The organism is Streptomyces sp. NPDC040610 (genome assembly GCF_055594065.1).
Window position 1 is genome coordinate 1 of sequence record NZ_JBVIXA010000021.1, and the last position, 14,591, is coordinate 14,591.

Here is a 14,591-nt window from a genome sequence, read left to right on the forward strand (position 1 = left end):
CCCCCCCCCCCCCCCCCCCCCCCCCCCCCCCCCCCCCCCCCCCCCCCCCCCCCCCCCCCCCCCCCCCCCCCCCCCCCCCCCCCCCCCCCCCCCGCCGCCGCGATCAACACCGGCCCGGTGCCCGGCGGTTGCTCGGCGAGGCAGTCCTGGGCCATCGCCGTGAGCGTCCCGGACGGCCCGACCTCCACGAACGTCCGCGCCCCCGCCGCGACGAGCCGACGCACCCCGTCGTGGAAGCGCACGGTCGCCCGGGCGTGCCGCACCCAGTACTCCGGCGAGCACAGCTCGGCCGCGGGGGCGATGTCCCCGGTGACGTCCGAGACGATCGGGACGCGGGGCGGGTGGAAGGTGAGCTTCCCCGCGACCTGGCCGAACTCGTCGAGCATCGCGTCCGTGTGCGGGGAGTGGAAGGCGTGGCTCACGCGCAGTCGGCGCGTCTTGCGGCCCTTGTCCCGCCAGCGCTCGGCGAGTTCGACGACCGCGCTCTCGGTGCCGGACACGACGACCGAGGCGGGTCCGTTGACGGCGGCGATCGCCATCTCGTCGGCGCGCGCCGTCACGTCCGGCAGGATCTCCGCCTCGGTCGCCCGCACCGCGACCATCGCGCCGCCGCCGGGCAGGTCCTGCATGAGGCGGCCCCGCGCGGCGACGAGCGCGCACGCGTCGGCGAGGGACAGGACGCCCGCGACGTGCGCGGCCGTCAGCTCGCCGACGGAGTGCCCGAGCAGCAGGCCGGGGGTGAGTCCCCAGTGCGTGAGCAGCCGGTACAGCGCCACTTCGTACGCGAAGAGGCCCGGCTGGGTGTACGCGGTCTGCTCAAGGAGCGCCGCCGTCGGCGTCCCCTCGGCGGCGAACAGGACGTCCCGCAGGGGCTGGTCGAGGTGCGGGTCCAGGTGGTCCGCGACGGAATCGAGCGCGTCGGCGAACACCGGGAACACGGCGGCCAGTTCGCGTCCCATGCCCGGGCGCTGGCTGCCCTGCCCGGCGAAGAGGAACGCCTGTCCGCCGTCCGCGGCCGCGCCCCGCACGAGGCCGGGCGCGGAGCGGTCCTCGGCGAGCGCCGTGAGACCGGCCAGCATCGCGTCCCGGTCGGCGGCCCACACCACGGCCCGCCGGTCGAGGGCGGCCCGGGAGGTGGCGAGGGCCCGGCCGACGTCCGCCGGGCGGGCGTCGGGCCGGGAGCGGACGTGGGCGGCGAGGCGCTCGGCCTGCTCGTGCAGGGCCCGCTCTCCGCGCGCCGAGACCACGAGGGGCACGGGGGTCCCCGGGGGGCCGGTCCGGGCCGGGTCGGCGCCGTCCCTCCGGGAGGCCTGTTCCAGGATGTCGGCGCCGTCCCTCCGGGGGGCCTGTTCCAGGATCACGTGGGCGTTGGTGCCGCTGATGCCGAAGGAGGACACGCCCGCGCGGCGCGGGCGCCCTGTCTCCGGCCAGTCCCGGCCCTCGGTGAGCAGCCGCACCGCTCCGGACGACCAGTCGACGTGCGGCGTGGGCTCGTCGACGTGCAGCGTCCTCGGGAGTACGCCGTGCCGCATCGACATGACCATCTTGATCAGCCCGGCGACGCCCGCCGCGCCCTGGGTGTGCCCGATGTTCGACTTGATGGAGCCGAGCCACAACGGCCGGTCGGCGGCGCGCTCCTGACCGTACGTGGCCAGCAACGCCTGTGCCTCGATGGGGTCACCGAGCGAGGTGCCCGTGCCGTGCGCCTCCACCGCGTCGACCAGGTCCGCCGAGAGCCGTGCGGACGCCAACGCCTGCCGGATGACGCGCTGTTGCGACGGTCCGTTGGGTGCTGTCAGACCGTTGGACGCGCCGTCCTGGTTCACTGCGGAACCCCGTACGACGGCGAGCACCGGATGACCGTTGCGCCGCGCGTCCGACAACCGCTCCAACAGGACGAGACCCACGCCCTCGCCCCACCCCGTGCCGTCCGCCGACGCAGCGAACGCCTTGCACCGGCCGTCGGCCGCCAGCCCCCGCTGACGGCTGAACTCCACGAAGATCCCGGGCGTCGACATCACGGCGGCGCCGCCGGCCAGGGCCAGGGTGCACTCGCCCTGCCGCAGCGCCTGCACGGCGAGGTGCACCGCCGCGAGGGACGCCGAGCACGCGGTGTCGACGGTGATCGCCGGGCCCTCCAGGCCGAAGGTGTAGGCGAGACGGCCCGACAGGACACTGGCGGCGCCGCCGGTGAGCTGGTGCCCCTCGGTTCCGTCGCCGGTTCCGGTGCCGCCGCCGCTGGTCATGAGGACCGAGCCGACGAAGGCGCCGACGGGCTCGCCCTTCAGGGCGCCGGGGTCGACTCCGGCGCGTTCGAACGTCTCCCACGCGGTCTCCAGGAGCAGCCGCTGCTGGGGGTCCATCGCGGCCGCCTCGCGCGGGCTGATGCCGAACAGGTCCGCGTCGAACTCCGCCGCGTCGTCGAGGAAGGCCCCTTCGACCGCGTACGTCCGGCCCGGCCGGTCGGGGTCCGGGTCGAAGAGCGCCTCGGTGTCCCAGCCGCGGTCGGCGGGGAAGGCCCCGATCGCGTCGGTGCCGGAGGCCACCAGGTCCCACAGGTCCTCGGCGGAGCGGACGCCTCCGGGGAAGCGGCAGCCCATCGCCACGATCGCCACCGGCTCGTGGGCGGCAGCCGTCAGCTCGCGAGTGCGGGCCCGCAGCGACTCGACCTCCTTCAGGGAGGCCCGCAGCGCCTCGACGAGCCTCTCGTCACCTACCGGCATCGTGGTCCTCCGTCTTGGCGTGCGCGACGTGGTCCCGGCCGGGGCCGTGGCCGTTGCCGCCGTCGCTCTCGTCGTGGCCGTCGTACGCGCTGGTGCTGAGCGCCAGGGCCAGCAGCCCCTCGGCGTCCATCCGGTCGATCGAGCCGGCCACCGGTCCGGCTCCGTCGCCCTCGCCGTCGCCGCCCGGTGGCGGCGTGGCGCCCGTGGGGCGGCCCGCCAGTTCCAGGAGGGTGTCGAGGAGGCCCGCGTCGCGCAGCCGGGGCAGCGGGATGACGGCGAGGGCCTCGCGTACCTGCCGCTCGGTGTCGCGCCGGGTGTCGGACTCCGCGTCCGCGGGGGCGAGTTCCGCGGCGAGGTGCCCGGCGAGGGCCGTGGGCGTGGGGTGGTCGAAGACCAGCGTCGGCGGCAGCCGCAGGCCGGTCGCGGCGGTGAGCCGGTTGCGCAGTTCGACGGCGGTCAGCGAGTCGAAACCGAGGTCCTTGAAGGCCCGGTCCCGCCCCACCGCCGACGCGCTCGGGTAGCCGAGGACGGTGGCGGTCTCGGAGTGGACCACGTCGAGCAGTTGCCGGTTCCGCTCGGCCGGGGGCAGGGCGGCCAGGCGCCGCCGCAGCGCGGCCGCGCCCGTACTCCCCGAGCCGCCGCGCCGCGCCGGGGCGCGCACCAGGCCGCGCAGCATCGGCGGCAGTGCGTCGCCGCGCGCGCGGAGCGCGGCCAGGTCGAGCCGCATGGGCAGCAGCAGGGGTTCGTCCAGGTCACGGGCGGCGTCGAAGAGGGCGAGGCCGTCCGCGGTCGTCAGGCCCTGGACGCCGGAGCGGGCGAGGCGGGCCTCGTCGGCCCGGTCGAGCCCCGCCGTCAGGTCGCTGCTCTCGGCCCACAGCCCCCAGCCGAGCGACAGAGCGGGCAGCCCCGCGCGGCGCCGACGGCGTACCAGCGCGTCCACGCAGGCGTTGGCGGCGGCGTAGTTGCCCTGGCCCGCGCTGCCCAGGGTGGCCGCGGCCGAGGAGAACACCACGAACGCGGCCAGGGGCGCCGTCCGGGTCAGCTCGTCCAGGTGCCACGCTCCGTCCGCCTTGGGCCGGAACACCCGGTCGACCCGTTCCGGGGTCAGCGCCGGGAGCACGCCGTCGTCGAGGGCACCGGCCGCGTGCACGACGGCCGTGAGGGGGTGCGCGGCGGGCACCGACTCCAGGAGCGCGGCCACCGCGTCGCGGTCGCCGACGTCGCAGGCGGCCCAGGTCACCTCCGCGCCGTGCGCGGCCAGTTCGGCGGTCAGCCGCGGGCCCTCGGCGGTGTCGCCGCCGCGTCGGCCCACCAGGAGCAGACGGCGGGCGCCGTGCGTGACGACCAGGTGCCGAGCGAGAGCACGCCCGAGGGTTCCGGCGGCTCCGGTGAGGAGGACGGTGCCGTCGGGGTCCCATGGGGTGGGGGTGTCCGGGGCCGTGCCGTTGGCCGGGGCCGCGGTGGTGCCCTGCGCCGCGGTGGTGCCCTGCGCTGTGGTCGTGTCTCGTGCGGCGGTCGTGTCCTGCCTCGCGGTCGCGCCGTGCGCCGGGGTCATGTCCCTGGCCAGTGGCGCGCGTTCCAGTCGGGGCAGGAGGATCCGGCCCGCGCGGACCGCGAGTTGAGGCTCGTCCAGGGCCGAGGCCGCGGCGAGGGCCGTGCCGAGCGCGGCCGTGGACTCCGGGCGCGGGTCGAGGTCGGCCAGGACGAACCGTCCCGGGTGCTCCGCCTGGGCCGAGCGCACCAGGCCCCACACCGCCGCGGCGGCCGGGTCCCCGTCGGTCACGTCGTCGGGCGTGGCGACGGCGCCGCGCGTGACCAGGACGAGCCGCGCCGCGCTCCCGGCATCCTCGGCGAGCCAGGCCCGCAGCAGGTCGAGGGCGCGGCAGGTCGACTCCCGTGCGCGCACCGGCTCGTACGGGCCGTGGTCCGGCCCGTACGAGGCAGCTCCTGGACCGTGCGAGCCGTGCGCGGTGTCTCCCGGACCGTACGAGCCGTCCTCCACGCCCGTGCCGAGCCGGACGAGTACGACATCGGGCACTGCCGCGCCGGACCCGATCGCCGCGCGGTACGCGGGCAGGTCCACGAAGCGTCCGACGTCCGGGGGCAGCCCCAGGTCGTCGCCCCCGAGCACGGCCCAGGTGCTCGTGCTCGGCGCGGGTGCGGCGGGCGCCGCCGTCCAGGTGAGCCGGAACAGCGAGTCGTGGCGGCCGCCGGAACCGCGCAGTTGCTCGGGCGGGACCGGGCGGGCCGCCAGCGAGCGCACGGTCACCGCGGGCGTGCCGTCGGCGTCCGCCACGACCACCGACACGTCCTGGGCCGCGCCCGGGGACACCCGGACGCGCACTTCCGGGCCGCACGGGGCGTGCAGGGCGACGTCGTTCCAGGCGAACGGCATGGCCGCGCCGCCGGTGCCGTCGGAGCCGTCGTCCCGGGTGCGGAGCAGGCAGGAGTGCAGCGCCGCGTCGAGGAGCGCGGGGTGGGCGTGGTACCGGGCCGCTTCGGCGTGGTGGTCGTCCGGCAGCGCGGCCTCGGCGAGGATCTCGTCGCCGAGGCGCCACGCGGTGTGCAGGCCGTGGAAGGCGGGGCCGTAGGAGAGGCCGATCTCCTCCAGGCGCGCGTAGAAGTCGGACAGGTCGACGGGGACGGCTCCCGGGGGCGGCCAGGCGCCGTCGAGGGCGGCCGGGGCCGCGGTGTCCGCCGCGGTGAGCACGCCGCGGGCGTGGCACGACCAGGGGTCCTGCGGGGCTGCGCCGTCAGGGCCGTCGGGGCGCGCGTACACGCCGAGCGTCCGCGTGCCCTCCTCGTCGGGCGGCCCCACCCGCACCTGGATCCGCGTCGCGCCCCCTTCGGTGAGGACCAGGGGCTGTTCCTGGATCAGCTCGCGGATGTGCGGGCAGCCGGTCTCGGCGCCCGCGAGGGCGGCCAGTTCCAGGAAGGCGGTGCCGGGTACGACGACGGTGTCCCCGACGGCGTGGTCGGCGAGCCATGGGTGGGCGTCCAGGGACCAGCGCGCGGTGAGCACGGCCTCCGTGGAGTCGGCGAGGTCGACGCGGGCGCCGAGGAGCGGGTGGTCGGGGCGGCCGAGGCCCGCGGCGGTCACGTCACCGGCCCCGGCGGGGGCGTCGAGCCAGAACCTGCGCCGCTGGAAGGGGTACGTCGGCAGGTCCACGACGCGGGGCGTGCGGCCCGTCCAGGCCGCGGACCAGTCGACGGCGACCCCGTGGGCGTACGCCTCGGCGACGGAGGTCACGAAGCGCTCCGGGCCGCCCTGGTCGCGCCGCAGCGACGCCACGGCCACGCCGGGGCCGCCGGGTCGCTCCGCCAGGACCTCCCGCAGGCCCATCGTGAGCATCGGGTGGGGGCTGGACTCGACGAAGGCGCCGAAGCCCTGGGCGAGCAGTTCCCGTACGGCGGGCTCGAACCGTACGGACTCGCGCAGATTGCGGTACCAGTAGTCGGCGTCGAGGCCGCCGGTGTCCAGGAAGGCGCCCGTCAGCGTCGACATGAAGGCGACGCGGCCCGTGCGAGGGCGGATGCCCGCGAGGTCCTGGGCGATCCGTTCGCGGACCGCTTCGACGTGCGGCGAGTGGGAGGCGTAGTCCACGGGGATGCGGCGCGCCCAGAGTCCGGTGCGCTCGCAGTGGGCCAGGAGGTCGGCCAGCGCGGCCGAGCCGCCCGACACCACCACCGACGCGGGCCCGTTGACCGCCGCGAGGGAGATCCGCCCGTCCCGGGCGGCCACCAGGTTCTCGGCCTCGGCGGCGCCCAGCGCCAGCGAGACCATGCCGCCGTGTCCCGCGATCGCCGTCAGGGCCCGGCTGCGCAGCGCGACCACGCGCGCGCCGTCGTCGAGGGACAGCGCACCCGCCACGCACGCCGCCGCGATCTCGCCCTGCGAGTGCCCCACCACGGCGGCGGGCTCCACCCCGTACGACCGCCACAGCTCCGCCAGCGACACCATCACCGCCCACAGCGCGGGCTGCACCACGTCCACCCGCTCCGGGTCCACCCCGGCGTCCCGGCCCCGGACGACGTCCACCACGGACCAGTCGGTGTACGCGGCCAGCGCGTCGGCACACTCGGTCAGCCGGGCCCGGAAGACGGGCACGGCGTCCCACAACTCGGCTGCCATGCCCGCCCATTGGGCACCCTGCCCGGGGAACACGAACACCGTCCTGCCGGGCTCCCCGGCCATCGCCTCGACGGCGGCGGGCGTCTCGCGCCCTTCCGCGACGGCGGCGAGAGCGGCCAGCAGCGCGTCCCGGTCACCGCCGAGGACCACGGCCCGGTGCTCCAGCGCGGCGCGGGTCGTCCGCAGCGAGTGCGCCACGTCGACGGGGTCGAGCGCCGCGTCACCGAGGAACCGCTCGCGAAGGGCGGCCGCCTGGGCCCGCAGGGCGGAGTCGCTTCTCGCGGAAAGCGTCAACGGCACGGGAGTGGTGACTGGTTGGGATGGGAGGTCGTCAAGGGCTGCCTGTACGCGTGGTGTTGAGCTGCCGGGCTCGGTCGCAGCGGATGGCTGCGCCGGAGCGGGGGCGGGTTGCTCGGGCACGCGGGGGTGCTCGGGGTCGGACGGCTCGGGCATCCCGGACGGCGTGGCGCCGGAGGGTTCGGGTGCCCTGGAGCGGTCGGCGTCGGACGACTCGGGCACCCCGGAGCACCCGGCGTCGGACGACTCGGGCGCCTCGGAACGCTCGGCGTCGGACGCGGTGGCCGCGTCGGAGCGCACGGCATCCGGCCCTCCGGACACCCCGAACCGCCCGGCACTCGCCACCACAGCGGCCTCCGAGGCATCGGCGTCCGGCGCCGGAGCCGCCGCCGAACCGGCCGCGCCCGGCACCACGTGCGCCTTCGAATCCCTGGCGCCCGACCCCGTGCCCGCCTTCGCGGCATCGGCGCCCAGCACCGGGGCGGTCGCCTCCGTGCCGCCCCCGCTCACCCCCACGGGCGCCTGCTCCAGCACCACATGCGCATTCGTGCCGCTGATGCCGAACGACGAGACCCCTGCCCTTCGGGGCCGCCCCGCGTCGGGCCACGGGCGGGACTCGGTGAGGAGTTCCACGGCGCCGGACGACCAGTCGACGTGGGGGGAGGGCGCGTCCACGTGGAGTGTGCGGGGGAGGACGGCGTGGCGCAGGGCCATGACCATCTTGATGACGCCTGCGACGCCCGCCGCCGCCTGGGTGTGGCCGAGGTTGGACTTGACGGAGCCGAGCCACAACGGCCGGTCCGCCGGGCGCTGTTGTCCGTAGGTGGCGAGGATCGCCTGGGCCTCGATGGGGTCGCCCAGGGTGGTGCCGGTGCCGTGGGCCTCGACGGCGTCCACGTCGGACGGCGTGAGCCCGGCACCGGCGAGGGCCTGGGTGATGACGCGTTCCTGGGCGGGGCCGTTGGGGGCGGTCAGGCCGTTGCTGGCGCCGTCCTGGTTGACGGCCGAGCCGCGGACGACCGCGAGCACGCGGTGGCCCTTGCGACGGGCGTCGGAGAGGCGCTCGACGAGGAGGACTCCGGCGCCCTCGCCCCACACCGTGCCGTCGGCCGCCGCCGCGAACGGCTTGCAGCGGGCGTCGGCGGCGAGCGCGCCCTGCCTGCTGAACTCGGTGAAGGCGTTCGGCGAGCACATCACGGTGACGCCGCCCGCGAGCGCGAGGTCGCAGTCCCCGCCGCGCAGCGCCTGCGCGGCCAGGTGCAGGGCCACGAGCGACGACGAGCAGGCCGTGTCGACGGTGACGGCGGGGCCCTCGAACCCGAAGGTGTAGGCGATGCGGCCGGTGGCGACGCTGCCGGACCCGCCCGTGCCGAGGTACCCGGCGATGTCGTCCGTGATGGTCCCGAGCCGCGTCGTGTAGTCGTGGTACATCAGCCCCGCGAAGACCCCGGCGCGGCTGCCGCGCAGGGCCGTCGGGTCGAGGCCCGCGCGTTCCAGCGCCTCCCAGGAGACTTCGAGGAGGAGCCGCTGCTGCGGGTCCATCGCCACCGCCTCCCGCGGGCTGATGCCGAAGAACTCGGGGTCGAACTGTGCGGCGTCCCGCAGGAATCCGCCTTCGGTCGCGAAGCCGCCGGGGTCGAGGGACCAGCCCCGGTCGGTGGGGAACGCGGAGATGGCGTCGGCGCCCCGGTCCACCAGCCGCCACAGGTCCTCGGGCGAGCCGACACCACCCGGGAACCGGCAGGCCATGCCGACGACGGCGATCGGCTCGTCGGCCCGGGCCGCACCGCGTACCGTCGGCCGCTCGGGCCGGTCCTGGCCGGTGAGCCGCCCGTGGACGTGCGCGGCGAGTTCCTGCGGCGTTGGGTGGTCGAAGACGAGCGTGGCGGGCAGCCTGAGGCCGGTCGCCCGCGAAAGCCGGTTGCGCAGTTCGACGGCGGTGAGCGAGTCGAAGCCCAACTCCTTGAAGGCGCGCCCGGGTTCGACGGCGGCCGGGCCGGTGTGGCCGAGGACGGCCGCGGCCTGGGCGCGCACCACGTCGAGGACCCGCGGGGCGCGGTCCTGCGGGGCGAGGTCGGCGAGTTCACGCGCGAGGGCGGAGTCCCCGTCGGCGCCCGCCGCGGCACGGCGCGCCGGTGGCCGCACCAGGGCGCGCAGCAGTGCGGGTACGCCCGCGGTGGCGGCCCCGGCCCGTACGGCGGCCAGGTCCAGACGGGCCGGGACGACGACGGGCGGTCCGGCGGTGAGGCCCGCGTCGAGCAGGGCGAGGCCCTCCTCGGCGGACAGACCGCTCACCCCGGCGCGGCGCAGCCGGTCGCGGTCGGTGTCCGACATTCCGCCGGTCATCGCGCTGGCCTCGGCCCACAGCCCCCAGGCCAGGGAGAGCGCGGGCAGCCCGTGCGCGCGCCGGGCCCGGGCGAAGGCGTCGAGGAAGGCGTTGGCCGCCGCGTAGCCGCCCTGGCCCGCGGTGGCGAACGTGCCCGCGGCCGAGGAGAACACGACGAACGCGGAGAGGTCCGCCTCGCGGGTCAGCTCGTGCAGGTTGACCACCGCGTCGACCTTCGGCCGGAACACCGTGTCGATCCGCTCCGCCGACAGCGACGGTACGACGCCGTCGTCCAGCACGCCGCCCGCGTGCACCACCCCGCACAGCGCGTGCTCCGCGGGCACCTCCGCGAGGACCTTCGCCAGGGCCGCGCGGTCCCCCACGTCGCAGGCCGCCCAGCACGCCGACGCCCCCAAGTCCGCGAGGTCCCCGGTGAGTTCGGCGGCTCCGGGCGCGTCCGCGCCACGGCGGCTCACCAGCAGCAGCCGGCGTACGCCGTGCGCCTCGACCAGATGGCGGGCGACGAGGCGGCCGAGGACCCCGGACGCGCCGGTCACGAGGACGGTGCCACCGGGACGGAAGGGGGCGGTGCCGCCGGGGGCGCCGCCGTCGCTGGTGCCGCCGTTGGGCCAGGGGCTGTTGGCGCCGTCGCCGCCGGGCCGGGGGCCGCCGTCGCCGTCGCCCCGGGGCCTGTTGTCGCCTCCGCCGCCGGAAGCCCGCACCCGCTGCAGCCTCGGTACGCACACCTCCCCACCCCGCAGCGCCACCTCCGGCTCGTCGCCGCCCACGACGGTGGGCAGCGCCTCGGCCGAACGTTCCTGGCCGTCCCAGTCGACCAGGACGAACCGGTCGGGGTTCTCCGCCCGTGCCGAGCGCAGCAGGCCCCAGACCGCGGCGAGGGCCGGGTCGGCCGTCTCGTCGTCGCGTACCGCCACGGCGCCGCGGGTCAGCACCACGAGGCGGGCGGACGAGGCGCGGTCGTCGGCGAGCCACCGCTGCGTCAGTGTCAGCGCCCCGACGACGGCGTCCCGGGTGGCCCCTGGCAGGTCGCCCATGTCGTCCCGTGCCGGGGCCGGGAGTGCCACGAGCACCGCGTCCGGTACGTCCTGCGCGGCGGTCACCGAGACGAGTTCGGGCTCCCTGCGCACCTCGGCGCCGGTCGCTTCGAGCGCCGGGGCGATCGCCTCGGCGCCGTCGAGGACCGCCCACGTCCGGGGCGGGCCGGACGCGGCCGCACCGGCCGGGGCGGGCACCCAGTGGACGGCGAAGAGGGAGTCCGTCGGGTCCGGGGCGGCGGACCGCAGCCGGTCGGGCGTCACCGGGCGCAGGGACAGGGACTCCACGGACACGACAGGCGCGCCGGTCGCGTCGGCGGCCTCCAGCGCGACGGCGTCGGGGCCCACCGGCGTGATCCGTACGCGCAGCCGGGTCGCGCCGACCGCGTGGATCCGTACACCGGACCAGGAGAACGGCAGTCGAGGCCCGGAGCCCGCGTCCCCCCGGCCCTCTCCGGCACCGTCGCCCGCCGCCCGCGTCACGCCGTCGAAGGCGGCCGCCGCGTGCATCGCGGCGTCCAGGAGCGCGGGGTGAACGGCGAACCCGTCCGCGTCGCCGTCCCCCGGGAGCACGACCTCGGCGTAGATCTCGTCGTCCTGGCGCCAGGCGGCCCGCAGGCCACGGAAGTCGGGGCCGTACCGCAGGGACAGCTCGGCCAGGTCCTCGTACACGCCCGCCACGGGCAGGGGTTCGGCGTCGGGCGGGGGCCAGGTGGTCAGGGGGACGCCGCCGTGGCGGGAGGCGGTCCGGGTGAGCGAGCCACCGGCCTGCCTGGTCCAGGGCGTGTCCGGGGCGTCCTCGGGGCGGGTGTGGACGGTGAGGGGGCGGTCCCCGGCCGCGTCGGCGGGGCCGACCACGGCCCGCAGTTGGACGCCGCCGCGCGCGGGCAGGACCAGGGGCGCTTCCAGGGTCAGCTCGGCCACGCCGTCGCAGCCCACCCGCTCGGCGGCCTGGACTGCCAGTTCCAGGAAGGCCGTCCCGGGCAGCAGGACCACGTCGTCGACCGCGTGGTCGCCGAGCCAGGGGTGGGTGGTGCGGGACAGCCGCCCGGTGAGGAGGACGCCGCCGGAGTCGGGCAGGTCGGTGGCGGCGCCCCACCACGGGTGGTCGAGCGGGCTCAGGCCGACCGAGCCGACGTCGCCGGTGGGCGGTGCGGGGTCGAGCCAGTAGCGCCGGCGGTCGAAGGCGTACGTGGGCAGCGGCACCCGCCGCACGTCCGCCCCGGCGAAGACCTGCTCCCAGTCCGGGGACCGGCCGCCCGCGTACACCTCGCCGAGGGAGCGCAGGAAGCGGTCGAGGCCGCCGTCGTCGCGGTGCAGCGTGCCCGCCACGAGGGCGTCCCGGCCCAGGTCGCCGAGCGTCGACGTCAGGCCGAGGGCGAGCACCGGGTGCGGGCTGCACTCCACGAACGTGCCGTGTCCGGTGGTGGCGAGCCGCTCCACGGCGTCGGAGAGCCGGACGGTGCGGCGCAGATTGCGGTACCAGTACTCGGCGGTCAGCTCGGTGCCCGCCACGACGGCGCCGGTGACCGTCGAGTACAGGGGCAGCGAGCCCGCGCCCGGGCGGATCGGTGCCAGGGCGTCGAGCAGGTCCGTGCGCAGGAGTTCCACCTGCGGGGAGTGGGAGGCGTAGTCGACGGCGACGCGCCGGACGCGGACGCCGTCCCGCTCGCAGGCGCCCATCAGTTCGTCGAGCGCCGCCGGGTCGCCCGAGAGCACGACGGACGACGGGCCGTTCACGGCGGCGAGCGCGAGCCGGTCGCCGAACTCCGCGAGGCGTGCCCGGACGTCGGCCACCGGGGCCGTCACGGACACCATGCCGCCCGCCCCGGCGAGGCGTTCGGCGACCAGCCGGGACCTCAGGGCGACGACCCGGGCACCGTCGTCGAGGGACAGCGCACCCGCCACGCACGCCGCCGCGATCTCGCCCTGCGAGTGCCCCACCACGGCGGCGGGCTCCACCCCGTACGACCGCCACAGCTCCGCCAGCGACACCATCACCGCCCACAGGACCGGCTGGACGACATCGACGCGGTCCTCGGCGCCGTCGTCGCCATGACCGCGCACCAGATCGGGCAGCGACCAGTCGACGTACGGGTCGAGGGCCGCCGCGCACGCCTCCATCCGCTCACGGAACACCTCGGACGTGTCCCAGAGCTCCGCGGCCATCCCGGCCCACTGGGACCCCTGCCCGGGGAACACGAAGACCGTCCGCCCCGGATCACGCGCCACCCCCTCGACCAGTTCCGCACAGGCCTCCCCACCGGCCAGCGCCGCGACGGCACGCAGCAGTTCACCGCGCTCCCTGCCGACGGCGACAGCCCGGTGCGCGAGCGACGCACGCGTGGTCGCCAGCGAATGGGCGACATCGCCCACACGCAGTCCGGGGCGAGCCTCAAGATGCTCCAGAAGCCGGACAGCCTGTGCGCGCAGCGCCTCGGGGGTCCCTGCGGAGAGCACCCAGGGGACGGGGCAGGGGGGCGTGCTTGCCGGGGTCGCCGGGCCCCCCTCCCCCAACAGCCCCCCATCGCCCCCCAAACCCTCTTCCCCCGCCCCGACACCATCCCCGGCCTCCACGATGACGTGCGCATTCGTGCCGCTGATGCCGAATGACGACACGCCCGCCCGTCGGGGGCGGCCGTCGGTGTCCGGCCAGGGGCGGGGCTCGGTCAGGAGGCGTACGGTGGCGGCGGACCAGTCGACGTGTGGGGTCGGGGTGTCGACGTGCAGGGTCGGTGGCAGCAGGCCCGCGCGGAGTGCGAGGACGGTCTTCATGACGCCCGCGATCCCGGCGGCGGCCTGGGTGTGGCCGATGTTGGACTTCAACGACCCGAGCCACAGGGGGCGTTCGGCGTCATGCCCCTGCCCGTACGTCGCGAGGATCGCCTGGGCCTCGATGGGGTCGCCGAGACGGGTGCCCGTGCCGTGGGCCTCGACCGCATCGACGTCGGCCGCGGTGAGTCCGGCGTTCGCGAGGGCGGCGCGGATGACGCGTTGCTGCGCGGGGCCGTTGGGCGCGGTCATCCCGTTCGAGGCGCCGTCCTGGTTGACGGCGCTGCCGCTGACGACGGCGAGGACGGGGTGGCCGAGCCGCCGTGCGTCCGACAGGCGTTCCAGGAGGACCACGCCCACGCCCTCGGCGAGCCCCGTGCCGTCGGCCTGTCCGGCGAAGGCCTTGCACCGGCCGTCGGGCGAGAGCACGCGCTGCCTGCTGAATTCGAGGAGGGTCGCCGGGCTCGACATCAGCGTGACCCCGCCGGCCAGGGCGAGGTCGCACTCCTGGCCGCGCAGCGCCTGGACGGCGAGGTGCAGGGCCACCAGGGACGAGGAGCAGGCCGTGTCGAGGGTGACCGCGGGGCCTTCGAGCCCGAAGGTGTAGGCCACGCGGCCGGAGGCGACGCTCGCCGCGCGGCCGGTCTCCAACTGACCCTCGTACTCCGTGTGCGTGCCGGGAAGCCGCGCCGTGTAGTCCTGCCCCATCATCCCGGTGAAGACGCCGGTGCGGCTGCCGCGCACCGCGGCGGGGGCGAGGCCGGCCCGCTCGAACGCCTCCCAGGAGACTTCGAGGAGCAGCCGCTGCTGAGGGTCCGTCACCAGGCTCTCGCGCGGGCTGATCTCGAACAGGGCCGCGTCGAACGAGGCGATGTCGGCGAGGAACCCGCCTTCGCGCGTGTAGCAGGTGCCCACCCGGTCGGGGTCCGGGTGGTAGAGCCCCTCGACGTCCCAGCCCCGGTCGGCGGGCAGCGCGCCGACCCCGTCCCGGCCCGCGGCGACGAGCCGCCACAGGTCCTCGGGCGACGTGACGCCGCCCGGGAAGCGGCAGGCCATCGACACCAGCGCGACGGGCTCACGGGCCGCCGCCTCGGCGAGCCGCAGCCGCTCGCGGGTCCTGCCCAGTTCGGCGGAGAGACGCTTGAGATAGTCCAGCGTCCGGTCGTCGCCGTGAGCGGTGCCGCGGGCGGTGCCCGTGCCGGGGGCGGTGCCCGTCCCGGTGCCGGGGCCGGTGTCGGTGCCCTGGGTGGTGCCGGTGCCGTGGGTCATGTCGAACGTGCTGCCCT

The 14,591-nt window shown here is 76.8% G+C and carries 1 protein-coding gene and 2 pseudogenes; all 3 read right to left on the reverse strand.

The window, feature by feature from the left end:
• Positions 1–2,690 (reverse strand): annotated as a pseudogene (locus ACZ6AA_RS38950) (type I polyketide synthase); the annotation flags it as partial.
• Positions 2,667–2,723 (reverse strand): annotated as a pseudogene (locus tag ACZ6AA_RS38955) (polyketide synthase docking domain-containing protein); the annotation flags it as partial. The pseudogenes ACZ6AA_RS38950 and ACZ6AA_RS38955, both read right to left, overlap by 24 nt.
• On the reverse strand, positions 2,710–14,574 hold the full coding sequence (locus ACZ6AA_RS38960; protein ID WP_471463213.1) for a type I polyketide synthase: 11,865 nt from the start codon (positions 14,572–14,574) through the stop codon (positions 2,710–2,712). The gene ACZ6AA_RS38960 and the pseudogene ACZ6AA_RS38955, both read right to left, overlap by 14 nt.
• Positions 14,575–14,591: the final 17 nt, after the last annotated feature.